The 24,258-nt window shown below is 62.6% G+C and carries 24 protein-coding genes; 14 read left to right on the forward strand and 10 right to left on the reverse strand.

Going from position 1 to position 24,258, the window contains the following annotated elements; genetic code table 11:
- The first annotated feature begins 32 nt into the window (after positions 1-32).
- From parE to K7H91_RS03710, 5 genes are all read left to right on the forward strand, one after another.
- Positions 33-2,084: a DNA topoisomerase IV subunit B gene (gene parE / locus K7H91_RS03690; RefSeq protein ID WP_230718867.1), complete on the forward strand. Its 2,052-nt coding sequence runs from the start codon at positions 33-35 to the stop codon at positions 2,082-2,084.
- Positions 2,085-2,159: 75 nt separating this feature from the next.
- Entirely contained in the window at positions 2,160-3,338 is a 1,179-nt protein-coding gene (locus tag K7H91_RS03695) for an esterase-like activity of phytase family protein (protein ID WP_230718868.1), read from the forward strand.
- 257 nt (positions 3,339-3,595) lie between these two features.
- On the forward strand, positions 3,596-4,558 hold the full coding sequence (locus K7H91_RS03700) for a patatin-like phospholipase family protein (protein ID WP_018066361.1): 963 nt from the start codon (positions 3,596-3,598) through the stop codon (positions 4,556-4,558).
- 82 nt (positions 4,559-4,640) lie between these two features.
- Complete coding sequence (locus K7H91_RS03705; protein ID WP_230718869.1) at positions 4,641-6,248, forward strand: alpha/beta hydrolase; 1,608 nt, start codon at positions 4,641-4,643, stop codon at positions 6,246-6,248.
- 164 nt (positions 6,249-6,412) lie between these two features.
- Positions 6,413-7,114 carry a L,D-transpeptidase gene (locus tag K7H91_RS03710; protein WP_230718870.1) on the forward strand — a complete coding sequence of 234 codons (702 nt, stop codon included), beginning with the start codon at positions 6,413-6,415 and terminating at the stop codon, positions 7,112-7,114.
- Positions 7,115-7,385: 271 nt separating this feature from the next.
- Here K7H91_RS03710 and K7H91_RS03715 read toward each other — a convergent pair whose 3' ends face one another.
- The gene (locus K7H91_RS03715) at positions 7,386-7,787 is read right to left on the reverse strand and encodes a winged helix-turn-helix transcriptional regulator (RefSeq protein ID WP_230718871.1); all 402 of its coding nucleotides are present in this window, start codon (positions 7,785-7,787) and stop codon (positions 7,386-7,388) included.
- A gap of 167 nt (positions 7,788-7,954) precedes the next feature.
- Here K7H91_RS03715 and K7H91_RS03720 point away from each other — a divergent pair, with 167 nt between their 5' ends.
- The gene (locus K7H91_RS03720; RefSeq protein ID WP_230718872.1) at positions 7,955-8,527 is read left to right on the forward strand and encodes an NADPH-dependent FMN reductase; all 573 of its coding nucleotides are present in this window, start codon (positions 7,955-7,957) and stop codon (positions 8,525-8,527) included.
- Positions 8,528-8,708: 181 nt separating this feature from the next.
- Positions 8,709-9,383, forward strand: coding sequence for a hypothetical protein (locus tag K7H91_RS03725; RefSeq protein WP_230718873.1), 675 nt, complete (start codon positions 8,709-8,711; stop codon positions 9,381-9,383).
- An 82-nt stretch (positions 9,384-9,465) separates the two neighbouring features.
- Here the strand turns inward: K7H91_RS03725 and K7H91_RS03730 are convergent, their stop codons facing one another.
- The gene (locus K7H91_RS03730; protein WP_230718874.1) at positions 9,466-10,074 is read right to left on the reverse strand and encodes a flavin reductase family protein; all 609 of its coding nucleotides are present in this window, start codon (positions 10,072-10,074) and stop codon (positions 9,466-9,468) included.
- Between the two features lie 2 nt (positions 10,075-10,076).
- The gene (locus K7H91_RS03735; protein WP_230718875.1) at positions 10,077-10,661 is read right to left on the reverse strand and encodes a nitroreductase family protein; all 585 of its coding nucleotides are present in this window, start codon (positions 10,659-10,661) and stop codon (positions 10,077-10,079) included.
- A gap of 121 nt (positions 10,662-10,782) precedes the next feature.
- On the opposite strand from K7H91_RS03735, the gene K7H91_RS03740 reads away from it, so the two are divergent.
- The 3 genes from K7H91_RS03740 (at position 10,783) to K7H91_RS03750 (ending at position 13,580) form a co-directional block, all read left to right on the forward strand.
- Positions 10,783-11,742, forward strand: a complete 960-nt coding sequence (locus K7H91_RS03740) for a hypothetical protein (RefSeq protein ID WP_230718876.1) — start codon at positions 10,783-10,785, stop codon at positions 11,740-11,742.
- A 110-nt stretch (positions 11,743-11,852) separates the two neighbouring features.
- Positions 11,853-12,707, forward strand: coding sequence for a glycosyltransferase family 25 protein (locus K7H91_RS03745; RefSeq protein WP_230718877.1), 855 nt, complete (start codon positions 11,853-11,855; stop codon positions 12,705-12,707).
- A gap of 78 nt (positions 12,708-12,785) precedes the next feature.
- Positions 12,786-13,580 carry a glycosyltransferase family 25 protein gene (locus K7H91_RS03750; protein WP_230718878.1) on the forward strand — a complete coding sequence of 265 codons (795 nt, stop codon included), beginning with the start codon at positions 12,786-12,788 and terminating at the stop codon, positions 13,578-13,580.
- A 38-nt stretch (positions 13,581-13,618) separates the two neighbouring features.
- On the opposite strand, the gene thrS is transcribed toward K7H91_RS03750, so the two are convergent.
- The 4 genes from thrS to K7H91_RS03770 form a co-directional block, all read right to left on the reverse strand.
- A complete protein-coding gene (thrS, locus tag K7H91_RS03755) occupies positions 13,619-15,586 on the reverse strand; it encodes a threonine--tRNA ligase (RefSeq protein WP_230718879.1) in 1,968 nt (655 codons plus the stop codon).
- A gap of 152 nt (positions 15,587-15,738) precedes the next feature.
- Positions 15,739-16,428 (reverse strand): outer membrane protein, encoded by a 690-nt coding sequence (locus K7H91_RS03760; RefSeq protein ID WP_230718880.1) that lies wholly within the window; start codon positions 16,426-16,428, stop codon positions 15,739-15,741.
- 109 nt (positions 16,429-16,537) lie between these two features.
- On the reverse strand, positions 16,538-17,023 hold the full coding sequence (locus K7H91_RS03765) for an Lrp/AsnC family transcriptional regulator (RefSeq protein WP_230718881.1): 486 nt from the start codon (positions 17,021-17,023) through the stop codon (positions 16,538-16,540).
- A 59-nt stretch (positions 17,024-17,082) separates the two neighbouring features.
- On the reverse strand, positions 17,083-17,658 hold the full coding sequence (locus K7H91_RS03770; protein ID WP_330165984.1) for a uracil-DNA glycosylase family protein: 576 nt from the start codon (positions 17,656-17,658) through the stop codon (positions 17,083-17,085).
- A 196-nt stretch (positions 17,659-17,854) separates the two neighbouring features.
- Here K7H91_RS03770 and K7H91_RS03775 point away from each other — a divergent pair, with 196 nt between their 5' ends.
- Positions 17,855-19,549, forward strand: coding sequence for a sensor histidine kinase (locus K7H91_RS03775; RefSeq protein WP_230718882.1), 1,695 nt, complete (start codon positions 17,855-17,857; stop codon positions 19,547-19,549).
- Positions 19,539-20,075 carry a GNAT family N-acetyltransferase gene (locus tag K7H91_RS03780; protein ID WP_230718883.1) on the forward strand — a complete coding sequence of 179 codons (537 nt, stop codon included), beginning with the start codon at positions 19,539-19,541 and terminating at the stop codon, positions 20,073-20,075. The genes K7H91_RS03775 and K7H91_RS03780 overlap by 11 nt, the downstream gene beginning before the upstream one ends.
- Here the strand turns inward: K7H91_RS03780 and K7H91_RS03785 are convergent.
- Both K7H91_RS03785 and cobT read right to left on the reverse strand, forming a co-directional pair.
- Positions 20,057-20,419, reverse strand: a complete 363-nt coding sequence (locus tag K7H91_RS03785) for a diacylglycerol kinase (protein WP_018066344.1) — start codon at positions 20,417-20,419, stop codon at positions 20,057-20,059. The two genes, K7H91_RS03780 and K7H91_RS03785, sit on opposite strands and share 19 nt — an antisense overlap.
- Before the next feature lie 125 nt (positions 20,420-20,544).
- Positions 20,545-21,561: a nicotinate-nucleotide--dimethylbenzimidazole phosphoribosyltransferase gene (gene cobT / locus K7H91_RS03790; protein WP_230718884.1), complete on the reverse strand. Its 1,017-nt coding sequence runs from the start codon at positions 21,559-21,561 to the stop codon at positions 20,545-20,547.
- Between the two features lie 103 nt (positions 21,562-21,664).
- Here cobT and cobS point away from each other — a divergent pair, with 103 nt between their 5' ends.
- Both cobS and K7H91_RS03800 read left to right on the forward strand, forming a co-directional pair.
- Positions 21,665-22,438, forward strand: a complete 774-nt coding sequence (cobS, locus tag K7H91_RS03795; protein WP_269065954.1) for an adenosylcobinamide-GDP ribazoletransferase — start codon at positions 21,665-21,667, stop codon at positions 22,436-22,438.
- Between the two features lie 92 nt (positions 22,439-22,530).
- The gene (locus K7H91_RS03800; protein ID WP_230719014.1) at positions 22,531-23,190 is read left to right on the forward strand and encodes a retropepsin-like aspartic protease family protein; all 660 of its coding nucleotides are present in this window, start codon (positions 22,531-22,533) and stop codon (positions 23,188-23,190) included.
- A gap of 4 nt (positions 23,191-23,194) precedes the next feature.
- Here the strand turns inward: K7H91_RS03800 and K7H91_RS03805 are convergent, their stop codons facing one another.
- The gene (locus tag K7H91_RS03805) at positions 23,195-24,016 is read right to left on the reverse strand and encodes a sulfite exporter TauE/SafE family protein (RefSeq protein ID WP_230718886.1); all 822 of its coding nucleotides are present in this window, start codon (positions 24,014-24,016) and stop codon (positions 23,195-23,197) included.
- Positions 24,017-24,258 lie beyond the last annotated feature (242 nt).

Raw genomic sequence — 24,258 nt, forward strand, 5'->3', positions numbered from 1 at the left:
CGCAAATCGATCTTTACAGGCTGCCCGACCCTATGGACAACAGCAAAGACCTCTTCGCCGATCTTGGCGGCAGCAAGGCCGAAACCGATACCACGCCGCCCGAGCGGAAGAGCGCGGCCAAGCCGCGAGCATCCGCCCCCGCCTCCGTGGAAAACGCCGACTACGGCGCATCCTCGATCCGCGTGCTCGAAGGGCTGGAGCCGGTGCGCATGCGCCCTGGCATGTATATCGGCGGCACCGATGAAAAGGCGCTGCATCATCTGTTTGCGGAAGTCATCGACAACTCCATGGACGAGGCGGTCGCCGGCCATGCCGATTTCATCGACGTCCATCTCGACGCCGAGGGCTTCCTGACGGTTACCGACAACGGTCGTGGCATTCCGGTGGAAAACCATCCGCAGGTGCCCGGCAAGTCGACGCTCGAAGTGATCATGACCAAGCTGCATGCCGGCGGTAAGTTCGACGGCAAGGCCTATGAGACCTCCGGCGGCCTGCACGGCGTCGGCGTCTCGGTGGTCAATGCGCTGTCCGATGTGCTGGAGGTCGAGATTGCCCGTGACCGGCGGCTCTACCGGCTTTCCTTCTCGCGCGGCGTGCCGCAGGGCGAACTCGAGGATTGCGGCCCGACCCAGAACCGGCGCGGCACCAAAATCCGCTTCCATCCCGATGCCGAAATCTTCGGGCCGCGCGCGAAATTCGATCCGGCCCGCATCTTCCGGATGTCGCGCTCCAAGGCTTACCTGTTCGGCGGCGTGAAAATCCGCTGGTCCTGCGACCCCTCGCTGGTGGAAGGCAAGGAGGATCTGCCGGAAAAGGCAGAGTTCCATTTCCCCGGCGGGCTGAAGGATTACCTCGCCGCCACCATCGGCAAGGACTTCACCGTCACCCGCGAGATTTTCGCAGGCAAGAACGAGAAGACCGGCGGCCACGGCGCTGTCGAATGGGCGGTCGCCTGGTATGGCGGCGACCCGAATGTCCATTCCTACTGCAACACCATCCCTACGCCCGAGGGCGGCACCCATGAGGCCGGCCTGCGCCAGGCGCTGATGCGCGGGCTGAAGAACTATGCCGAGATGATCGGCAACAAGCGCGGCGCGCAGATCACCACCGACGATGTGATGATATCGGCCGTCGGCATGCTCTCCGTGTTCATCCGCGAGCCGGAATTCGTCGGCCAGACCAAGGACAGGCTCGCCACCGTCGAGGCGCAGAGGATTGTCGAAAACGCACTGCGCGACCCCTTCGACCTTTACCTCTCGGCCAATCCCGCCGAAGCCGAAAAGCTGCTCGACTGGGTGGTCGAACGCTCCGAGGAGCGGCTGCGCCGGCGCAAGGAGCGCGAGGTCAACCGCAAGACCGCAGTCAAGAAACTGCGCCTGCCCGGCAAGCTCGCCGACTGTTCGCAGAACACCGCCGCCGGCGCGGAACTGTTTCTGGTCGAGGGCGATTCGGCTGGCGGCTCCGCCAAGCAGGCGCGCAACCGCGCCAATCAGGCGATCCTGCCGCTTCGGGGCAAGATCCTGAACGTGGCGAGCGCCGGGCGCGACAAGTTCACCTCGAACCAGTTGCTCGCCGACCTGATCCAGGCGCTCGGCTGCGGCACGCGCACCAAATACCGCGAGGAAGACCTGCGCTACGAACGCATCGTGATCATGACCGATGCGGATGTCGACGGCGCGCACATCGCCTCGCTGCTGATCACCTTCTTCTATACCGAGATGCCGGAGCTGATCCGCCAGGGCCACCTCTATCTGGCGGTGCCCCCGCTCTACAAGCTTTCCCAGGGCGGCAAGACGGCCTATGCCCGCGACGACGCCCACCGCGAAGAGCTGATGAAGACCATGTTTTCAGGCCGCGGCAAGGTCGAGATCAGCCGCTTCAAGGGGCTTGGGGAAATGCTGCCGGCCCAGCTCAAGGAAACCACGATGGACCCGAAGAAGCGCACGATTCTGCGCGTCGACATCGACGACGTCGATTTCGAAGGCACCAAAGCCGCCGTCGAAGACCTGATGGGCACCAAGGCGGAAGCCCGCTTCCGCTTCATCCAGGAAAACGCGGCGTTTGCGGAAAATCTGGATATCTGACGAGGAGCGCCGGCCCGGAGACGTTCTCACGGGGCCGGTGTCATACACCTGATAACGAGCGAGGGCACTACCTCCATGACGGTCAACTCCCGCCGTCTGAAACGAGGTGCTGCCATGAAATCCCTGCTTTCCGCCACTGCCCTTATCGCCGTGCTCGCCGCCGGCGCCCATGCCGCCGATATCGGCAAGACAATTGCCGTCGATTGCCCGATCAACGACTGCGCCGCCCCCGTCAACCTGATATTCGCCGGTGAATTCGCCATCGATACCGGGACCATGGTCGACGGCGTCGAGTTCGGCGGGATTTCCGGGATCGATTACGATGCCGCAACCGGCCGTTACATCGCGATCTCCGACGACCGTTCGCAAAAGGCCCCCGCCCGGTTCTACGAACTCGACATCAAATCCGGTGCCGACGGTATCCAGGATGTCTCCGTCGTGCGGACCGTTACGCTGAAGGACAAGGACGGATCGCCCTTCGCGGAAAAGACGGTCGACCCGGAGCAGATCCGCCTGTTCGGCGACAATCTGATCTGGTCCAGCGAGGGCGACGGCAAGGCGATGATCGCGCCGTTCGTGCGCGTCACATCGGCCGACGGCGATTTCGTGCGTGAATTCGCCCTGCCGGACGGCTTCGCGCCGAGCGAGGATCATGCCACCGGCATCCGCAACAACAATGCCTTCGAGAGCATTGCTGTGCTGCCCGAAGGCGACGTGCTGGTGGCCAATGAGGCAGCGCTCTATCAGGACGGCCCCGCCTCATCTCTGACCACGGCGAGCCCCGCCCGGATCGTGCGCTACGATGCCCAAACCGGCGAGCCGACGGCGCAGTACATCTACATGATCGACCCGATTCCCCACGCACCGGTCGATGGCGGCGCATGGAACGATAACGGCCTCTCCGACATGATGCCGCTCGACGACACCCGCCTTCTGGTTTCCGAGCGCAGCTTCGCCGAAAACCGCGGCTTTACCATACGGATCTTCATGATCGATCTCGATGGCGCGACCGATGTTTCGGCCATCCCCTCGCTTGCCGAAAGCGACGAGACCATCGTGCCGGTCGCCAAGACCCAGATCCTCGATCTCGGCGCCATCGGCCTTGAGCCGGACAATATCGAGGCAATGACGATCGGCCGCGCCGAAGACGGATCGCCGCTCCTGCTGCTGGCCTCCGACAACAATTTCAATGCCGAACAGAAGACCCAGTTCCTGGCTTTCAGGATCGAAAGCCTGCCCGGTCTGAACCGCTGAGACGGCGCTGGCCGAATTGATGAGGCGGGGCCGCGTCACCGTGAAACGCGGCCCCGCTCGGGTTGCGAAAAAGCTGGTGTTAAGGTTAATTATATCTTTAATAAACATGGCGTTACGGAAGAAACTCAATCCATGGTAACAACGACTTAAACCAGTTTCTCCGCAAACACCACGAATGAGCCGGTTTCCGCGCTTGTCGGGCATGGATACGCTCTCTATAGTCTGTGCCTGACAAAAAAGAAAAGCTCTGTGAAACAATGACTTCGCGCCGAAACTTCATCATCGCCTCTGCCGCCGGTCTGGCCGGCGCGACCGGTCTTGCCAGGGCCGAAACCCGACCGGGAACGATTACCCGCAATCTGCCCGGCGTCGCGCTGGAGGCTGAGCCTGTCGGTCGCGATGGCTTTGCGCTGGCGCTCGGCGGCGGCGCGGCCAAGGCCTTCGCCCATATCCCCTATCTCCAAAGCCTGGATGAACTCGGCATCAAGCCGAGAGAGATGACCGGCACATCGATGGGTTCTATCATCGGCGCGCTCTACGCCAGCGGTATGAGCGGCGACGAAATCCGGGAATATGCCGTCGACTTGCTGACCCAGCGCCAGTCGCTGCTGAAGCGCCTGCTGATCGATACCGGTGAGACCTGGGGCTCGCTGTTCAACCTGTTCCGGCCGGCGGTGATCGAGCCGGAGGTGCTGTTTGCGGCGCTTCTTCCGGCAGACCTGCCCGCCGATTTCGCCGGGCTGGAGATACCGCTTGCAATCGTCGCGACCGACTTCTACGAACAGAACGAATATGTGATGCGGGACGGTCCGCTGCTGTCGGCGATCGCCGCGTCCTCCGCCCTGCCCGTTCTGCTGACGCCGGTCAAACGCGACGGCCGGGTGCTGATCGATGGCGGCTTCGTGAACCCGACGCCCTTCGACCTTCTCGACGCCGACCGCTACATCACCATCGGCATCGACGTGACCGGATCGACGATCGAGAATGACGGCAGCATTCCGGGGTCTTTCGAGACCTGGGCCGGGTCGTTTTCGATCACCGAGCACTCGATCGTGGTGGAAAAACTCAAAAACGCGGCGCCGGACCTTTTCGTGGCGCCGAATGTCGGGCGTTATCAGCCTCTGGATTTCTTCAATATCGAGACGATCCTTTCGACCGTTGACAAGGATCAGGATGCCTTCAAGCGGCAGATGGAAGAGCTCTCAGAGCAGAACAGATAAGGACGGGTCAGCCGCAATGCAGACGGAAACGCCAACAACCGCGCGCTGGTTCTCAATCAGCCTTTTTTCCCTGGCGCTCGGCTTGGCATTCTTCGCCGCGTCCCTGACACCATCGCTGATCCCGCGGGCATGGCCGCTGCAGGCCGTGCTGGCCGGCCTCGTGATGGCGCTTGGCTACATGATCGGGCGGTTCTTCGTGGCGCTGTGGCGCGGATTGCAGATCCCCGAGCCGCGCGGTCGCTGGCGCGCCATCAGCCTCGCGGTGGTGAACGCCGCGGCGCTCATCCTTCTCGTCTATTGCCTGTCGATGATGACCGAATGGCAGAATTCGGTGCGCTCCCGCGTCAATATGGAGCTGCTGGAAGGCGGCACGGTGCTCGGCATCCTAGCCGTCGGGCTTGCCGTCTTCATCGTGCTGTTCCTGATCGGCGCCCTGTTTCAGAAGGCGTTCGATATCGTCCGGCTGCGGCTTTACCGGGTGATGTCGCCGCGCGCGGCCAATCTGGCCGGCGTCGTCATCGTGCTGCTGGTCGTGCTCGTGGCCAGCCGCGACTGGGTGGTGCCCGCGATCTTCGACTTCCTCGACGAAAGCTACGAGACCGCGCAGGACCTGTTCGAAACCGCCCCGCCGCCGCCGACCGATTCCTTCATCGCGGGCGGCCCCGGCTCGCTGGCGAGCTGGGAGGCGATGGGCCAGCCCGGCCGCAACTTCGTCACCAGCGCGCCGTCGGCCGAGGATATCGAGACCTTCACCGGCCGCCCGGCCGAACGGCCGATCCGCGTCTATGTCGGCCGGTCGCAGGCCGACGAGCCGCATGAGCGGGCGAAGATCGCGCTTGAGGAAATGCAGCGCCTCGGGGCCTTCGATCGCGCCTACCTCATGATCGCGAGCCCGACCGGCACCGGCTGGCTTGATCCCGGCGCCCACGATACGTTCGAATACATGCATAATGGCGATGTCGCGACGGTCGCGGTTCAGTACTCCTTCCTGCAATCGCCGCTGGCGCTGATCTTCGAGACCGATACCGGCCTCAGGCAGGCCACCGCGACCATGGAAGAGGTCTATCGCTACTGGCGGACCCTGCCGGAAGACAGCCGTCCGGAACTCTACATGCATGGAATCAGTCTCGGCGCGTGGTCGTCGATGTACTCCTTCAATGTGTTCCAGATGCTGGATGAACCGGTCGCCGGCGCGGTCTGGGCGGGCCCGCCCTTCCCGTCCTACCTCTGGCGTCACACGGTGGCCGCCCGCAATGCCGGCACGCCCTATGTACTGCCCGTGATCGACAACAGCGCCGTCGTCCGCTTTTCCTCGCAATTCAGAAAACCGCAGGCGGAAGGCGATGACTGGGGCAGAGTGCGGATCAACTTCCTGCAATATGCCTCTGATCCGATTGTGTTTTTCGAGCCCAATGCAAGCTTCATCGAACCGGAGTGGATGCGCGAGCCGCCCGCGCCCGATGTTTCGCCCTATCTGCGGTTCGTGCCCGTGGTCACCCAGTTCCAGCTTGCGCTCGACATGGCGCTTTCCAAGGCGCTGCCGGCCGGCTTCGGCCACAACTACCTCGCCCGCGACTATATCGACGCCTGGGTCGCCGTCTCCCGTCCGCAGGACTGGTCGCCGGCGCGCACAACTGCGCTGAAAGCGATCTGCAATCTGGGCAAGGATACCGGCTGCGCGGTGGAATAAGCCGCGCGGCGGCAGCCGTTTCTCACGGAAATGCGTGTTTTCCGCCACACTCATCGCTCCAAGTGCAGCGATCCCGTGATTGTGATCACGCGCCGCTATGAAGCGGCAATCCGGTCGGATAAAAGCCGTAATCGATTTACATATCACCAATACAAGAGGCTTGAATGCTCGTTGATAAAACGATGTCGCGCCGGATTTTTCTTCTCGGCGCCGTTTCGACCACCGCTGTGCTTGCAGGCTGCGTCAGCCAGCGCGATATCACCCCGGTCGCCCCGCCCTCCCCACGCGTCCAGGACACCCCCTACACGGTCGCCGAGCTTGATGCCATGTATGGCCCGGTTGAGGACAATGGCTATCTGATCCCGGCCGTGCCCTACCAGCAGATCGACCCGATCTATTATCGCCAGCGCGTGAAGGATCCGACCGGCGAAGCACCCGGCACGGTTGTCGTCGACACCCCCAACCGCTTCCTCTATCTGGTGGAAGAAAACGGCACCGCCATGCGCTATGGCGTCGGCATCGGTCGCGCCGGCTTCTCCTGGGGCGGCAATGGCGTGATCAAGTGGAAGCAGGAATGGCCGAAATGGTTCCCGCCGGCTGAAATGATCGAGCGCGACCCCAAGCTCAAGGAATACTCCGAAGCCAATGGCGGCATGCCGGCCGGCCTCATGAACCCGCTCGGCGCGCGCGCCCTTTATATCTTCGAAAACGGCAAGGACACGCTCTACCGCGTCCACGGCAATCCGGACTGGACGTCCATCGGCAAGGCGGTCTCCTCGGGCTGCATCCGCATGCTCAACCAGGATGTGATCGACCTTTACAACCGGGTCGACAACCTGCCGACGCCGATCGTCGTTTATCAGTGAATTGCATCGGCACCGGTTTTCCGGCAGGGCTATCGCATATGGCGTAGCAGCTTGCTCCCATTACTCTCTCCCGCTGGCGGGAGAGATGCCCCGAAAGGGGCAGTGAGGGTGGCGCAGTGCTTCAGATCGTGAGAGCGCTCGCGGTGAAAGTCTCCCCCCTCACTGTCGCTGTCGCGACATCTCTCCCCTCCGGGGCGAGAAGATTGGGGAGCTATGCGACAAAGTCATATGCGATAGTCCCCGGTTTTTCGGGGGCATCTGTCATAGCCCGTTACCGGGCGTCGTAGGTTTCCCGTGACGCCTCAATCCTACCGATATTGTCCCGCACCCAGTCGCCAAGACGCAGCACCGGCTCGCTCAGCGAAAGTCCGAGCTCGGTCAGGGCATATTCCACCTGCGGCGGGCTGGTCGGATAGGTGGTTCGGCTGATCAGCCCGTCCCGCTCCAGCGCCTTCAGCACCCGCGTCAGCATCTGCTGGGAAATCCCGTCGATCTTGCGCTTCAGGACGCTGAACCGACACGGCCCGTCAATCAGCACGATGATGATCAGCATCGACCATTTGTCGCCGACGCGCTGCAGGATGGGCGCGACATTTCGACACCGTTCCAGAACATGTCTGGTTTCGGGCCTTGTTTCGGGCTTTGTTTCGGGCTTTGATCCCGTATTAGTCATCTCGATGTGACCTGGTTCCAAGAAATTGCGTTCTTGCATCAAGGTATGCGGTCATTTAATTTTAGCAAGTCATTTTTTGTGACCTTCATGGTCGCGTTCCTCCCCGGAAATGACACCCATTAAGGGTTTTGAATTTGAAGACCGGCGCGCCCGCGCCGGCAAGGAGAATGATTGTGAAACTGAACATCATCATCGGCAGCACCCGTCCCGGCCGCGTCAGCCCCAAGATCGCAAAATGGGTCGAAAGCGCTGCCCGCGAACATGGCAAGTTCGAGGTCGAACTGGTCGACCTCGTCGATTTCAACCTGCCTCTGCTCGATGAAGCGGCGCATCCGCGCATGCAGAAATACGAACATGAACACAGCAAGAAATGGAGCGCCAGCGTTCAGGCGGCCGATGCCTTCGTCTTCGTTACGCCGGAATACGACTATTTTCCGCCGGCAGCATTGATCAACGCCATCCAGGCGCTTTCGCTGGAATGGGGCTACAAGCCGGCCGGCGTCGTCAGCTATGGCGGCATTTCGGGCGGCCTTCGCTCCGCGCAGGAACTTCGCACGCTGCTCGGCAATCTCAATGCCCATGCCATTCCGCAGGTCGTTCCGGTTCCTCTGTTTCCCAAATTCATCAGCGAAGACGGCGTATTCACGCCCAACGACGAAATGAACGCGGGCGCCAAGGGCATGCTCGATGAGCTGTTCAAATGGGCCGGGCCGCTGGCGACGATCCGCAGCGCTGGCTGATTCGGCTCGGACGTGATTGCGGTCCGCATCCACAACGACCGCAAACGCGAAAATCGCAGAAATTTCACGAACCCGAAGCATATCCGTCACAAATGACGTGGATAGACCCGCCCGCCGCTTGAAACCGGCGGGCGTTTTGTCATTCTGCAGCCCGACGGAGACCCGGTTGGAGGAATGACGCATGGACATTCGCCGCATGAAAGTCTGGCTGCTTGGCTCCCATGAGCCCCTGCCGTTCGATCCCCGAGAGACCCAGCCCGATTGCCTCTGTCTTGCCGTTGCCGGCGAGAGGGACCTTGCCGGTCGCGTCGCCTCGCTTCGCAATCTGCTACCGTCGCTGCCGATCTTCCTGATCTGCGAGCCGATCTCCAAGGCCTATAATATCGCGGACTTCTCCGAGGCCGCGAAATGCGCGCCGGACGGCATCATCCTGCGCGGCGTCGAAAGCGCCGCCCGGATACAGATGGCCGAGACGCTGCTGAGGGTCGCCGAGGCCCGCGAAGGCCTGACCGAGAACGCGATCGCCCTGATCGCGATGATCGGCGACAATGGCGGCGGCCTGCTGAACGCCCGCCACTTCATCCACAAGCTCGGCCGCCTGATCGCACTCGGCTATGATGCCGAGCCGCTGGACGGCGAAACGGCGGACAGTGACATCGCCCGCCACGGCGCGGTGGCGACCATGCTGGCGGCGCGCAATCTCGGCATACCGGCCATCGATTTTTCGGGCGCTGGAAGCGCCACCGCCGCCTTCAAAACCGCCTGCCACCAGTCCGCCCGCACCGGCTTCACCGGCAAGCTGACCGGCAATCCCGACCATATCGGCATCATCAAACACGCCTTCGGCGCCGCCTGAGGCCGATCGGCAGGTTCGGGTGATCCGCCGTGAGTACAACCACGGCGAAAACGTCGGGCGCCCGCAGCGTCCCTGAATTGCCTCAGCCGCGCCTTGGACGCTTCATCTGGAACGGCGTGCCGCACTCGGCATAGTCCAGATAGCCCATGCGACCGACAGGGCGGATCCTGGCCATATCGAGAAGACCATTCTCGCCGATTGCTTCGTCGCGGATGTGGATGCCGACCACCTGACCGAACACCAGCCTGCTCTCGGTGGAAAACCCCTCAAGCGTGGGAGCCGCCATCATCCGGGTCACGCGGCACTCAAGCGCCGCATAGGCTTCGCCCACGAAGGCGGCGTCCACCAGTTGCCCGTTGACGGCGGTCAGGCCGGCCGCCTCGAACTCGCTCTCGCCGCGCGACAGGGGCGCGGAGGTTGTGTTCATCTGTTCGGCGAGGTCGCGGCTCACGAGACTGGCGGTGAACATGCCGGTCTCCTCGATATTGGTGAAGCTGTCCTTGACCGTGTCGGAGGAAAACATCACCACCGGCGGCGCGGACGAGACCGCGTTGAAAAACGAATAGGGCGCCAGATTGTCCTTGCCGTCCCGGCCGCGCGAGCCGATCCAGCCGATCGGCCGCGGCGCGACGATCGCCTTGAACGGATCGTGCGGCATGCCATGGGCATTGGTGTCGGTGGTGTAAAACATGATCAGGCCTCTCCGCGCCAGGTGACGATATCTTCCAGCGCCGGCCGCACGCGCTCGAACGGCGCTTCCGTGCGGGTGCCGATATGGATAAAGCCGGCGATCTTCTCGTCCGCTTCCAGGCCCAGCGCCGGCTTGGCGCGCTCATCGAAGGCGTACCATTCGGTGAGCCAGGTCGCGCCGTAGCCAAAGGCATTGGCCGCGACCACGAGATTGTAGCAGACCGCGCCCGCCGACATTACCTGTTCCCATTCCGGGATCTTGGGATGAACCGCCGCCCGGCTGACGACAGCGATCACCAACGGCGCGCGCGAAAGCCGCTCGCGCTCCAGCTTCAGCCGCTCCGCCGAGGCTTCCGGATCGTCCGTCTTGACGATATCGGCGAGCTTCTCGCCCGCTTCCTCGCGCGCCGCGCCGGCAAAGACGATGAAGCGCCAGGGCGCGAGTTTGCCGTGATCGGGAACACGCGAGGCGATGGTCAGCATTTCCGCTATCTCGCCGCGGTTCGGACCGGGGGCCGCAAGCTGCAGCACCGGCGTCGAGCGGCGGGTTTTCAGGAAATCGATGAGGGTGTCATTCTTGGCAGTCACGGCGGGCCTCACTCAATCAAAAAATCATGCGACGCTCTTGAAAACGCCACGATATTCGGGTCACTACGCAATCGGACATTGAAGTGAACACTTGCGTCAGGCAAGTCAACCGGCGAGCAGCATGTTTCCGCACAGAACGCCCAGACATCAGACCCTTCGCCCCCTCGTCGCAGTCATGGCCGGGCTTTTGCTGGCCGTGCCGGCCGCGGCGCTCGCCCAGAGCACGCCATCGGTTCACTCCGACGATCCCTTCTCCCTGATGCGGGGAACGCAACAGCCCGGCGAAAAACGCCCGGTGAAGCTCGAGGCGCGGTTGGCCGAGGACGGCCATGTGATGCGCGACGGCCTGTTCTGGCGGGTGTTCACCACCATTCCCGATACCAGCGGCCGATTGCGGCTGGTCGCATCGGCCGAAGGCGGCAGCAAAACCATCGAGCTTTCCCCCGGCGACTATTTCATCAACTGCGCCTTCGGCCGCGCTTCGGCAACGCGCAAGGTGCGCATCGCTCACGAGGCCGGCCAGGCGGAGCAGATTTCCTTTGTGCTGAACGCCGGCGGGCTGATGCTCAATGCCCGGCTCGGCGACGGCAAGCCCGCCAGCGCCAGCGAACTTCGCTTCTCGGTCTATGAAGACCGCGATGACCGCCGCGAACTGGTGGCCGAGGATATCGCGCCCGGCAGCATTCTGCGCCTGCGCGCCGGTACCTATGACGTGGTATCCTCCTATGGCTCGCTGAATGCAGAGACCCATGCCAGATTGAAGGTCAAGGCCGGCGAGATCACCGACGCCAAGTTGAAGATCAACGCCGCGGAGGTGACGTTGAAGCTGGCCGGCGAGGCCGGTGGCGAAGCGCTCGCCGACACGGCCTGGACGGTGCTCGGCGCCTCCGGTGACGTGCTGACCGAAAGCAGCAACGCGATGCCGACGATGATCCTCGCCGAAGGCAGCTACACCGCCGTTGCCCGCAACCAGGACAGCCTCTTTGAGAAGACCTTCACGGTCTCCTCCGCCGGCACCGAGGATGTCGAGCTGCTGCTGTCCGAAAACAAGGCGAACACCGATGGCGACGCATTCGATTAGTCGCCCTGCCTCTACCCCTGCCAAACGGCCCCTTGCAACTTCTTTAGGTTGTATTCTTTCATCAGAGCAGCCAAGGAGATACCATTCAGACAAATCGCGGGAGTCAAGATTTGCTGGTATATGCAATCAGCCTTAGAGAACATGCAGACAGGCGTCAGCATCTCGCAGACGCGTGCGATGCGGCCGGTCTGAACGTGGTGTGGTTCGATGCGGTCGATGGCCGCACGGTTTCGAGCGACGAGATCGCAAGCCGAGAGACCTACCCCGAAGCCGGAAGTTACCCGCTCACGCCCACCCAGTACGGCTGCTATCTCAGTCATGTCAGATGCTGGCAGGCTTTCCTGGAAACGGAGGCTCCGTTCGTCGCGATCTTCGAGGATGATGTCCATCTTGCCGACGACATCGGCCCGTTTCTGCAACAGGCGGAAGACCGGTTTCCCGAGAACGGCGATATCGTCAAGCTGGAGACGTGTCTTCAGCCTGTCAGACTCGAAAGCCGCCCCGAGAACACTGTTTTGGGGCGTGACCTCTATCGGCTGAAAGGCAAGCATCTGGGTTCGGCCGCCTATATTCTCAGCCGAAAAGGCGCCCGCAAACTACTGGAAAACAGCGAGAAATTCGCCATGGGCGTCGACGCGGTCATGTTCAATCCGCGCGCCCGGCTGAAGCATAGCATGGTCAACTACCAGGTCGATCCGGCCATCTGCATTCAAGACGACATCGGCCATCGCTGCGGCCTGCCAAGTCTCGGCTTTTTCTCGGTCAATCCCATTCGCGAAAGCCGGAAATCGCGCGGCGCCAATCCGGTCGAATACGGAGACTATCTGATCCGCGACTGCCTGCGTCGAACGAAGCTGCAACTGGGTTATCTGATCGGCGGCTGTCGGAAGCGAACCGTGGATTTTCGCCAAAACGCTGCCCGATCTTGCCAGAACGCGAAGCCGAGCTATAAAGCTGCATTGTAGTCCGGGAGCTTTTCTGCGAATCGCCGAAACACTCCGTTTCATTATTCCAGAGGCGATCCGCCAGCGCGAAAGGGCTCCGTGCTCACACTCGTCATCAATCTCGACCGCGATACGGAAAGGCTGAAACGTATCGAAGCCCTGCTTGCCGAACGGGACGTTGCCTTCACCCGGGTCCCGGCGGTTGATGGCCGGTTGCTTGCTCCAGACGAAATCGCGGCGGTCTGCGCTTATCCGACGCCGGTCAGCATCCGGCTGCAACCCGGTGAGATCGCCTGCTATCTCAGCCATATCAAGGCCTGGCGCCTGCTGCTCGACAGCGACGAGGATTGCGCCGCGATTTTCGAAGACGATATCGACCTCAGCCGTGACGCGGCGGAGGTCCTGTCCGCAATCGCAGACTGGATGCCGGACGACGCCGACATCGTCAAACTGGAAACCAGCCTGAGGCCGATAGAGATCGCGCCCGGCGAGGAAGCCGCCATCGGAGACCGTGCGGTCCGGCGTCTTGCCGGCTGCCACATCGGCTCCGCCGGCTACTTGATCTCGCGCGAGGCCGCCGCCCGCATGCTGGCCGAAAGCAAAAAGCTTCGCATGGCGGTGGACTCCACGCTCTTCGATCCGCGCGGCGGCGTTGCCGAAACGCTGTCGCTCTACCAGCTCTCGCCCGCGCTCTGCATCCAGACGCGCCTGCAGAGCACCGACGAGTCCGCAGACAAGAGCAATATATCCGAGAGGGCCAATCACAAATCCTATGGCGCGACGCTGGGCGAAAGACTGGCGAACAGGATCAGGGATAGACTGGCCTATGCCTGCCGCAGGATCCGCAATTTCGCGAGCGGAGCGCGCGCGCAGGTGATCGATTTCAAGCCATAAGAGAGGGCGGAGCCAAAAGCCCCGCCCCTTTGTGGTTCCTACGCCCGTTTGCGCTTCAGGTCGGGCGGCGTTGCCTCGTCGATCAGCAGGGCCAGCGCATCATCGAGCGACATCGACTGCTGGTCGCGGGAGCCGAGGCGGCGGATGTTGACGGTTTCCTCTTCCGCCTCGCGCATGCCACAGACGAGAATCACCGGAACCTTGGCCACCGAATGCTCGCGGACCTTGTAGTTGATCTTCTCGTTGCGGAAATCGGTTTCGACGGAGAGCCCCGCATCGCGCAGACGGTTCGCAACCTTTTCGCCGTAGCCATCCGCTTCGGTGGTGATCGTGGCGACCACCACCTGCAGCGGCGCGAACCACAGCGGCATGTGGCCGGAATGGTTCTCGATCAGGATGCCGAGGAAGCGTTCCAGCGAACCGCAGATCGCGCGGTGGATCATCACCGGCTGCTTCTTTTCCGAAGTCGAGTCGATGTAGAAGGCGCCGAAGCGTTCCGGCAGGTTGAAGTCGACCTGCGTGGTGCCGCACTGCCATTCGCGGCCGATCGCGTCCTTCAGCGTATATTCGAATTTCGGCCCGTAGAACGCGCCCTCGCCCGGCAGGATGCCGGTCTTGATGCGGCCGCCGGACTGCGCCTCGATGGTCTTCAGCACCGAGGTCATGATCGCCTCGGCGTGATCCCAGCTCTCGTCGGAACCGACGCGCTTTTCAGGCCGCGTGGAAAGCTTCACCACGATCTCGTCGAACCCGAAATCCTCGTAAACCGACAGGATCAGATCGTTGATCTTCAGGCATTCTTCCGCAAGCTGCTCCTCGGTGCAGAACACATGGGCATCGTCCTGGGTGAAGCCGCGCACGCGCATCAGCCCGTGCATCGCGCCCGACGGTTCGTAGCGGTGCACGACGCCGAATTCCGCATAGCGGATGGGTAGTTCGCGGTAGGACTTCAAGCCGTGCTTGAAGAGTTGGACGTGGCCGGGGCAGTTCATCGGCTTCAGCGCGAAGACGCGCTTGTCCTCGGCCTCCTCATCGGCGCAGGCAACGGCGAACATGTTTTCGCGATACCACTCCCAGTGGCCGGAGGTCTTCCAAAGCGAGGTATCGAGCACCTGCGGCGCATTGACCTCCTCATACTCGCCCTCAAGTCGGCGACGCATATAGGAGGTCAGCAACTGGAACATGCGCCAGCCCTTGGAGTGCCAGAACACGACGCCCGGACCCTCTTCCTGGAAATGGAAAAGGTCCATCTCACGACCGAGGCGACGGTGGTCGCGCTTCTCGGCTTCCTCAAGGAAGGTCAGATAGGCGTCGAGGTCCTTCTGGTCGGCCCAGGCGGTCCCATAGATGCGGGTCAGCATCGGGTTGTTGCTATCGCCGCGCCAGTAGGCGCCGGCCACCTTCATCAGCTTGAAGGCGCTGCCGATCTGGCCGGTCGAGGTCATGTGCGGGCCGCGGCAGAGGTCGAACCAGTCGCCCTGGCTATAGATCTTGAGGTCCTGCCCTTCCGGGATCGCGTCGACGAGTTCGACCTTGTAGGCCTCGCCCTTTTCGGCGAACACCTTCTTCGCCTTTTCGCGCGACCAGATCTCCTTGGTGAACGGCGCGTTGCGGGCAATGATCTCCTTCATCTTCTTTTCGATCTTCGGCAGGTCTTCCGGGGTGAACGGAACCTCGCGGGCAAAGTCGTAGTAGAAGCCGTTTTCGATCACCGGACCGATGGTCACCTGGGTGCCAGGCCAAAGCTCCTGCACGGCCTCGGCCATCACATGGGCGGCGTCGTGGCGGATCAGCTCCAGCGCGCGGTCATCGGTGCGGGTGACGATCTCGATGCGGCCATCGGTCACCGGGTCAGCAAGATCGCGCAGCTCGCCATCAAGGGCGATCGCGATGGCCTTCTTGGCCAGCGACTTGGAGATGGATTCGGCGACATCGCGGCCGGTCGTGCCGGCGGCATAATCGCGCTTCGAGCCATCGGGAAAGATGAGGGAAATCTGGTCAGACATGTCATGCTCCTTGAAACCAGTCCCGCCAACGAATGCGGGTGGACAAACTGCCGTATCGCACGGCGTCTTAAACGAGGCAGGTCAATAAAGAAAAAACGGCCCTGCGTAAAGCCGCAAGGCCGGTTCCTGTCAGACGCCGAAATAAGACGGGATCAGAATTTCACGCCGAGACCGGCCATCACCGCATGGGTATGCATCTTGAACTTGGCCGTGCCGCCGGCAGCGGACGCCAGATCCTCGACGACCTTCTGATCCGGGTAGCCGGTATAGCGATATTCCAGCCGCGTGAAGATGCTGTCGGTGACGGCGTAGTCGAGGCCCGCGCCGACGGTATAGCCGTAGATCGTATCGCTGACGCTGACGTCCAGAGCGCGAATATAGGCATTAGCGACCGCGGCGCCGCCGGTCACATACACCAGCGCATTGCCGAAGGAATACCCCAGCCGGCCGCGGAGCGTACCGCTCCAGTCGGAGCCGATCTCGCCGTTGAAGCCGAGGCCGGTCGGAACCTCACGCTTGCCCCAGCTATATTCGGCATCGCCCTCAATGCCCACGACGATATTGTTGTCGAGCTGCTTGTTGTAACCGGCAAACAGGTTGGCAATCGCGCCATTATAGTTCAGCCCGCGCGACCCTGCGCCGCTGATCGTGCCGCGACCGCCGGTCCAGCCATAGCCGCCGCCGAGGCCCGCATAGGGGCCATTCCAAAGCGGCTCTTCCTCCACATAGACTTCCTGATAGGCCACAGGCTGAATTGGCGGGCGCAGCGCCAGATCGGCGGCAAATGCCGGAAAGCATGACGCGCCGTAAATGGCGAGAAGTGACGCTGACAGTTTTCTCATGGAAGGCTCCGTAGGTGATGACTTATCGGAGCCATAGCGCATGAAGCGTTAAAAAAGCGTCAGCTTATGGTTTACATACCCTTAATTCGCACAACCTCAGGAGGATGCATCATTCGCCGTTGCGGGCGGGCTCGAGCTTCATGTAGTCGAGCGGCAGTTGCGTCGAGAACTTGATCTGCTCCATGGCAAAGGAAGACGAGACGTCGCGGATCTCGATCTTGGCAATCAGCCGCTTGTAGAAGGCGTCATAGGCCGCGATATCGGGCACGACCACGCGCAGCAGATAATCGACCTCGCCGCTCATGCGATAGAATTCCAGCACTTCCGGGAACTCCGCAATCACCTCGGAAAACCGCCGCAGCCATTCCACCGAATGGGTATTGGTACGAATCGCGACGAAGACGGTGACATTGGCGTTGACCTTTTCAGGATCCAGCAGCGCCACGCGGCGCTGGATGATGCCCTCTTCCTCCATCTTCTGAATGCGCCGCCAGCAGGGCGTGGTCGAAAGCCCGACCTTCTTGCCGATATCGGCAACTGCCAGCGTCGAGTCCTCCTGTATGAGGCGCAAAATTTTCCTATCCAGGCGATCCATTTCCGCTCTCCGTAAAATATTTTTGCTCTTATAGCATCAATTTTTCGATTTGAAAGGGGTCAATCAGCCTGAGAGCGGACGCCATCGCCCGCAAAAAGCCGCACCGCAGCCTTCAACTCCGGCAGCACCTCGGCTTCGAACCACGGGTTGCGTTTCAGCCATGCGGTATTGCGCCAGCTTGGATGCGGCAGCGGCAGGATGCGGGGGCTGGTATTGGCGAAATAGCTGGCGCGCCAGTTGCGCACGGTTTCCGTAAGCGACTTCCGGCTCGCCTCCCCCATATGCCATTTCTGGGCATACATGCCGATGGCGAGCACGAGCTCGATCTGCGGCATGGCCGCCATCGCCCGCTCGCGCCATTGCGGCGCGCATTCGCGGCGCGGCGGCAGGTCGCTGCCGCGCGCGTCATAGCCCGGAAAACAGAAGCCCATCGGCATGATGGCGAAACGCGCTGTGTCGTAAAACGCCGCGCGATCGACGCCCATCCAGTCGCGCAGCCGGTCGCCGGAGCGGTCGTTGAAGGGAATGCCGGTCTCGTGCACCCTCAGCCCCGGCGCCTGACCGGCGATCAGCACCCGCGCGGTGGGCGAGAGAATCGCCACCGGACGCGGTTCATGCGGCAGCGGCTCGGCCATCTGCGGACAATCGCGGCAGATGCGGCAGGCCGCGATCCGTTCTGCAAGTTCGTTGTGATCTGTCAGCGCAAACTCCCTGATTGCCGGCTCCCGGCATAGATGTGTTACCGACCTCTTAAAAAACAGCCCTAACAAATCCTTTACGGATTTCTTAACAATTCGTTCGTATCCTCGTCCGCAATCGAGGATGGATGCGATGACGAACCGTGCCGAACTGATTGCCAGCCCCCGCAACGAAGCCAACGACGTCGGCGAATTCCACGCCGCGCTTCAAAGTCTTGAGAAAAGCGCGCCCGCGATCGCGATCATGCTGGCGCTTGCCGGCTTCGGCTTTCTCTATCTCGGGCGCGACCTGATCTTCGCGGTCTGGGCGCTGGCGGCGCTGATCCTGCACGGGGTGGCGTTCCTGACCATCCGTCAGGCCGCGCGCGCGGGCGAGGATACCGCATCGGTGCGCAAATGGAACGCCCGGGTCATCGGCGCCTACTGGCTTGCCGGCGGCGCCTGGGCGCTTCTCTCCGTTCTGGAATGCGGCGCCTGCGGCGGCGCTGCCCTGTCCTTCTTCAAGGCGTCCATGGTGATTGTCGCGCTGTCGATGATGGCGCTTGGCGCGGTCGCCCTGCCGCGCTCGGCCTGGCATGTCTTCCTGCCGGCGGTGATAGCCTTCGGCCTCGTCGCCTATCGCAGCCGCGCGCCCTTCGATATCGGCCTGGCGGCCGTGCTCGCGATCGTCATGCTGTTCATCGCCTATTTCAACCATCACATCGCCGCGAGCGACAAGGCGCTGAAAACCAGGGAAAGCGAAAAGGACCTGCTTGCGGGGCAACTGACCGAAAGCCTCGCCAGGGCGGAAGCCGCGGCCGAGGCCGCCGAGGCGGCCAACCAGGCCAAGTCGACCTTCCTCGCCGCCATGTCGCACGACCTGCGCACGCCGCTCAATGCGATCATCGGTTTTTCGGAAATCATGAAGACCGAGATGATGGGACCGCTGCCGAACGCCCATTACCGCGAATATGCCGCCGACATCCATCAGTCCGGACGTCACCTGCTCGACATGATCGACAGCGTGCTGGACCTGTCGCGGCTGGAGGCCGGCGGCTATCGGCTGAACGAGCAGCCGGTCTATCTCGTCGACGTCATCGATGCCTCGATGGCGATGATCGGCGGCGCGGCCGCGGCCAAGGCGATCGCGCTCAAATGCGATGTCGCTGGCGCGCTTTCGCCGATCACGGCCGATGGCCGGGCGGTGAAGCAGATGCTGCTCAACCTGATCTCCAATGCGGTCAAGTTTTCCGATGAACATGCCGAGGTGCTGATCCTGGCCGGCACGACCGCGGAGGGCGGCCAGTATCTCAGCGTTCGCGACTTTGGCTGCGGCATGGACGGTGGTGCGCTGGCGCTTGCCACCACCGCCTTCTCGCGCGGCGCGGAGGCCCGCGACGTCGAGGGCTTCGGCCTTGGCCTTGCGATCGTCAAGCAGCTGGCCGAAGCGCATCAGGGCGAGTTGATCCTGCAATCCGCCCCCGGCGAAGGCACGCTTGCCACGATCCTGTTCCCCGCAGGCCGGGTGATCGGCCTGCCGGCAGCAGCGCTTCATCACCAGGACACCGGCCTCACCGTGGCCCTGTCCCCCGAACGGGCGATGCCGTTTGCGCCCGACAGCATCACGATCGAAACCACGGCCCGGACTTCCGAAACCCGCAGCGGCCGCGACCGCCTTGCCGCGGCGCTGAAACGCCGGGGCCGCAAGGTTGCCAATGACGCGCCGCCGATGACGGAACAGAGCGCGGCTGCGGACCTCACCTTCGAAGATGCGCTCGAAGCCGAGATCATCGAGGCGCTGCAGGCCGATGACGGCGCGCGTCGTCATGAGGCCGCCAATGCCGCATGACATTGCCGCGATCCCGGTGATCGAAACCGAACGGCTGCTTCTGCGCCCGCTCGTCTTTGCCGACTGGCCCGCCTATTTCGCCTTCCTCTCTTCCGATCGCGCCCGCTACATGGGCGGACCGCACACAGAGGAAACGGCGTGGTCGTTCTTCTGCAACGATGTCGCCCAATGGACGCTCTTCGGCCATGGCGCGCTGATGTTCGAAGACCGCCAGACGGGCGAAACGATGGGACAGGTGGCGCTCTGCAAGGGGCCGCTCTTTCCCGAACTGGAACTCGGCTGGTTCGTCTATGAGGGCGCCGAGGGCAAGGGATATGCGCTCGAGGCGGCGTCAGCGCTGCGCGACTGGGGTTTTGCAACGCTCGGCGTGAGCGAATGCGTCAGCTATGTCGATCCCGACAACGCCCGCTCGATCCGGCTTGCGGAGCGGCTCGGCGCACGGCTCGATCCGGACGCCGCTGCCCCGCACCCGGCAAATCTCGTCTACCGGCATGAGCGCCAGGTGCCTCAGAAGAACACCACGTAGACGGCGTAGATGAAATTGCTGCTGATCAGGCAGAAGGTCGCGAACGAGCCGAGGTCCTTGGCGTGCCGGCCTTCCACGGAGAGTTCCGGCGACACCCGGTCGATGATCTCCTCGACTGCGGTGTTCAACGCTTCCACGCCGAACAGGCACAGCATCAGGATCACGAAGATCATGAACTGAACGGCGCTCGCGCCGACAAGAAAGAACAATACGAGACCGACCACGAAGCCGATCAGTTCGTGGCGGAAAGCCTCTTCCTTCAGCAACCGCATGAAGCCCTGGAACGAATAGCCGCCAGCCGCGAGCAGATGGCGGAATCCCTTCTTTTTCTCGATAGGGGCCATGCATTATCCTTCGCCGTTTTCAAAACCAGCCAAATCACTTACCTAGCCTGAAAGGCCTGTGGTGTCGCCCGGTTTAGGGCGCAAACTGCCACAGGCCCGTGACAGTCCTGCGACACGTTTGCGACTCACGCTTCCCGGTCGGACACACCGGCTTCCTCGAATGTGGCCATGCCTGTATGACAGGCGGCGGCGGCCTTCACCAGGCTGGCGGCAAGGGCCGCGCCCGTGCCCTCGCCCAGCCGCATGCCGAGTGCCAGCAACGGAGTCTTGCCCAGCTTCTGGACGAGCTTCAGATGCCCCGGCTCGGCGGAGACATGGGCGATCATGCAATGGTCGAGCGCCGAGGGATTGGCGGCCTTCAGCACGGCGGCGGCGGCGGTCGCGACATAGCCGTCGATCAGCACCGGCACTTTCTGCATGCGCGCGGCGATGATGGCGCCGGCGATTGCCGCCAGTTCCCGCCCGCCGAGGCGGCGCAAGGCTTCCAGCGGATCGGACAGGTGATCCTTGTGAAGCGCCACGGCCTGTTCGACCAGTGCGACCTTGCGTTCGTAAGCTTCCCCTTCCACACCCGTGCCCGGACCGACCCAGTCGGCAGCACTGCCGCCAAAGAGCCCATAGCTGAGCGCTGCGGCGACGGTGGTGTTGCCGATGCCCATCTCGCCGAGGCAGAGAAGGTCGACGCCGCCGGCCACCGCCTCCATGCCGTAGGCCATGGTCGCCGCGCAATCGCGCTCCGAAAGCGCCGGCTCGACGGAGATGTCGCCGGTGGGATGATCGAGCGCGAGATCGAAGATTTTCAGGCTGAGATCAACGCTGGCGCAGATCTGGTTGATCGCCGCACCGCCCTTGGCGAAGTTCTCGACCATCTGTTTCGTGACGGCCTGGGGATAGGCTGAGACGCCTCTGGCGGCGATGCCGTGGTTGCCGGCGAACACCGCAACCATGGGCCGATTGACCGCCGGTGCGCGACCGCTCCAGGCGGCAAGCCACATGGCGATCTCTTCCAGCCTGCCAAGCGAACCGGGAGGTTTGGTAAGTACAGAGTTGCGTTTTCTCGCCTGAGAGAGTATCTGTGCGTCGGCCTTGGGGAAGGCGTCCAGCAAAGTGCGAAAATCCTCGAATGGGTGTCCATCGCTCATTTGTCTTGTCCCGTGCTATGCTGACAGCGTTGCCAAAGCTCATATTTTTCAAACGGCCGGCTAGCAAGGTCGAAGACCTGGAAACGAGCACAAACCGATGAAGATGCCATTCTTCATTACCGACTTGACGAGCGCCCTTAGCTTCCTGACACGTCTCAGAATGCCTGACCCGCTGATGGCCGAGATGCCGGCGGGCGCCCGCGCCGCCTGGGCGTACCCGCTTGCCGGCGCGATTGCAACCATCCTGCCCGCCATCGCACTGGCCGGTTTCACCTGGCTCGGCGCTTCGCCGCTGCTTGCCGCGCTCATCGCCGTGCTGATCTCGATCATGATCTGCGGCGGGCTCCACGAAGACGGCCTCGCCGATGCCGCCGACGGGCTTTTCGGCGGGCGCGACCGCGAGACGGCGCTGGCGATCATGAAGGACAGCCATTCCGGCGTTTTCGGCGTCACCGCGATCGTTCTGTCGCTGCTGTTGCGGGCGGCGGCACTTGCCGCGCTCGTTGCGCATCACGGCCCGACGGATGCGGCGCTGCTGTTCATTGCAGCCGCCACCGCCGGTCGCGGAAGCCTTGTGCTGCAGTGGACAATATTGTCCGCAGCGCGCACGGATGGCGCAGCCGCGACGCTCGGACGGCCCGGCGTTCGGACGACGGCCTCGGCCGAGGCGATCACGCTCCTTCTATGCGTCGGGATCGGCATTGCGACGAACGCGCTCGGCGGGGTTGTGATAGCCTTGGCATCCGCAGGCGTCGCATCGCTGCTGTTTTCCGCCTTCATCAGAAAGAAGGTCGCCGGCCATACCGGCGACACGCTGGGCGCTGCCGCGCAAATCGGCGAGATCGTTTTCCTCACAACCCTTGCTATCGCCGCCTGAAACCCGATATCCGGACAGTACAACATCGTCTCGGACCGGGAGTTCACGCCTTGCGCCTTTTCTGGATTTTGATCGCCATCGTTTCGGTCGGCATGATCCTCCTCATGGTCACGGGCACCAGCGGCACCACGCTTGGCGTCAACAGCGATGATTTTGCCCGCACCCTCTGGCTCGCGCCGATCCTGCTGCTGGTCTCGGCGGGCGTATTGCAAAGCCGGCGCAATCTGGGCTTCGTGTTTCAGTCGCTGCTGATCTGGGCGGCGGTGCTTCTGGTGGTGGCGGCGGCCTACATCTTCCGCGACGATTTCCGCACTGTCGGCGCGAGGCTCTTCAGCGGGCTGATCCCTGGCATGGCGATGGAAACCACCACGTCCGACGGACGCCAGCAGGTGATCCTCCACAAGCGCCTGGACGGCCATTTCGCCGCCGATGTCGAGGTCGATGGCGAGACGATCACCATGCTGGTCGATTCGGGCGCAAGCCGCGTCACACTGACGGCGCGCGACGCCGCCCGCATAGGGTTTGAAGGCTCCGATCTCAGCTATACCGCCATGGTGACCACAGCCAACGGCACGGCGATGGCCGCGCCCATAACACTCGATGAGGTTTCGATCGGCCCGATCACGCGGCGCAATGTCAAGGCGATGGTGGCGACGGAGGGCCGGCTTGCCGAAAGCCTGCTCGGCATGAGCTTTCTCTCGACACTGACCTCGGTCGACATGCGCTCGGACGAGTTACGCCTGACCGAATAGCAGATCAGAAGAACGAATAGAAAAACCGCGCCGAGATGATCAGCAGGAAGATGCCGAAGCCGGCTTCCAGCTTGCGCTTGCTGAGCCCGTGCGCGACGGTGGCCCCGAGCGGCGCGATCAGCATCGTGATCGGGATGATCAGGGCGACAGCCACCCAGTTGATATAGCCGGTCGACAGCGGCGGAAGCCCCGCCTTGCCCCAGCCGCCAACAATATTACCGATGAAGCCCGGTATCGAAATCAGCACGCCGACCCCCGCGGACGTTGCCACTGCCTGATGGATCGGCCGGTTGAAGAGCGTCATGAAAGTGTTGTTGAGCGTGCCGCCGCCAATGCCGATCAGGCCGGAGAGCAGGCCGATGAGCCAGCCATAGACGAACAAAGCCGGGTTTTTCGGCAGGTCATCGCCGAGCCGCCACTCCGCCGATTTCGGATAGAGCATCTTCAGGCCGATCAACAGCGTGATCACCGCGAAGGCGCCGCGCAACAGGCTGCCGGGCGCATAGGCAATCACCAGCGTCGAAACCATGGCCCCGAACGGCACCGCGATCACCCACCGCCTGAGCACCGCCATGTCGACCGCGCCGCGCTTGTAATGCGACTGGAAGGAGCGCAGCGATGTCGGAATAATGATCGCCAGCGAGGTGCCGACGCTCAGCTTGATGCGCAACCCGTCGTCTACGCCGAACAGGGCGAAGGCCTGATAGAACACGGGAACCAGCACGGCGCCGCCGCCAATGCCGAAGAGCCCGGCCAGAAACCCGGCAATTCCGCCGGCAAGCGCCAGCAATACGCAAAGTTCGAGAAGTTCGGAAAGCGGCGGCATCTCATTCCCTTCCGAGGCGCTGGCAACTTTCCGGATTTTTTCGGAATGAAGGCTTAATTGCGTCTCAATGTCATCAAAACGAGATGTTCTTACACTATCCAAACCACGGGGCAAGGCGGTGCCACCCGCCGCCTGGTACGATTGCCGTAACCTGTCTATTGCCGCCCCGGATTTTGAAGAGTGACATACTGCCCTCTGACTTCACATCACCGAATTGTTTCCGCCTTTTTGCCGGCCCTCAC

Origin of the sequence: Martelella mediterranea (assembly GCF_021021415.1) — a bacterium.
GTDB lineage: Bacteria > Pseudomonadota > Alphaproteobacteria > Rhizobiales > Rhizobiaceae > Martelella > Martelella mediterranea_C.

Coding starts and splice junctions, on each gene's coding strand:
- parE (WP_230718867.1), top strand. CDS start 33: ATGGACAACAGCAAAGACCTCTTCGCCGATCTTGGCGGCAGCAAGGCC.
- K7H91_RS03695 (WP_230718868.1), top strand. CDS start 2,160: ATGACGGTCAACTCCCGCCGTCTGAAACGAGGTGCTGCCATGAAATCC.
- K7H91_RS03700 (WP_018066361.1), top strand. CDS start 3,596: ATGACTTCGCGCCGAAACTTCATCATCGCCTCTGCCGCCGGTCTGGCC.
- K7H91_RS03710 (WP_230718870.1), top strand. CDS start 6,413: ATGCTCGTTGATAAAACGATGTCGCGCCGGATTTTTCTTCTCGGCGCC.
- K7H91_RS03715 (WP_230718871.1), bottom strand. CDS start 7,787: ATGACTAATACGGGATCAAAGCCCGAAACAAAGCCCGAAACAAGGCCC.
- K7H91_RS03720 (WP_230718872.1), top strand. CDS start 7,955: ATGATTGTGAAACTGAACATCATCATCGGCAGCACCCGTCCCGGCCGC.
- K7H91_RS03725 (WP_230718873.1), top strand. CDS start 8,709: ATGGACATTCGCCGCATGAAAGTCTGGCTGCTTGGCTCCCATGAGCCC.
- K7H91_RS03730 (WP_230718874.1), bottom strand. CDS start 10,074: ATGTTTTACACCACCGACACCAATGCCCATGGCATGCCGCACGATCCG.
- K7H91_RS03740 (WP_230718876.1), top strand. CDS start 10,783: ATGTTTCCGCACAGAACGCCCAGACATCAGACCCTTCGCCCCCTCGTC.
- thrS (WP_230718879.1), bottom strand. CDS start 15,586: ATGTCTGACCAGATTTCCCTCATCTTTCCCGATGGCTCGAAGCGCGAT.
- K7H91_RS03760 (WP_230718880.1), bottom strand. CDS start 16,428: ATGAGAAAACTGTCAGCGTCACTTCTCGCCATTTACGGCGCGTCATGC.
- K7H91_RS03765 (WP_230718881.1), bottom strand. CDS start 17,023: ATGGATCGCCTGGATAGGAAAATTTTGCGCCTCATACAGGAGGACTCG.
- K7H91_RS03770 (WP_330165984.1), bottom strand. CDS start 17,658: ATGGCCGAGCCGCTGCCGCATGAACCGCGTCCGGTGGCGATTCTCTCG.
- K7H91_RS03775 (WP_230718882.1), top strand. CDS start 17,855: ATGACGAACCGTGCCGAACTGATTGCCAGCCCCCGCAACGAAGCCAAC.
- K7H91_RS03780 (WP_230718883.1), top strand. CDS start 19,539: ATGCCGCATGACATTGCCGCGATCCCGGTGATCGAAACCGAACGGCTG.
- K7H91_RS03785 (WP_018066344.1), bottom strand. CDS start 20,419: ATGGCCCCTATCGAGAAAAAGAAGGGATTCCGCCATCTGCTCGCGGCT.
- cobT (WP_230718884.1), bottom strand. CDS start 21,561: ATGAGCGATGGACACCCATTCGAGGATTTTCGCACTTTGCTGGACGCC.
- cobS (WP_269065954.1), top strand. CDS start 21,665: ATGCCATTCTTCATTACCGACTTGACGAGCGCCCTTAGCTTCCTGACA.
- K7H91_RS03800 (WP_230719014.1), top strand. CDS start 22,531: ATGATCCTCCTCATGGTCACGGGCACCAGCGGCACCACGCTTGGCGTC.
- K7H91_RS03805 (WP_230718886.1), bottom strand. CDS start 24,016: ATGCCGCCGCTTTCCGAACTTCTCGAACTTTGCGTATTGCTGGCGCTT.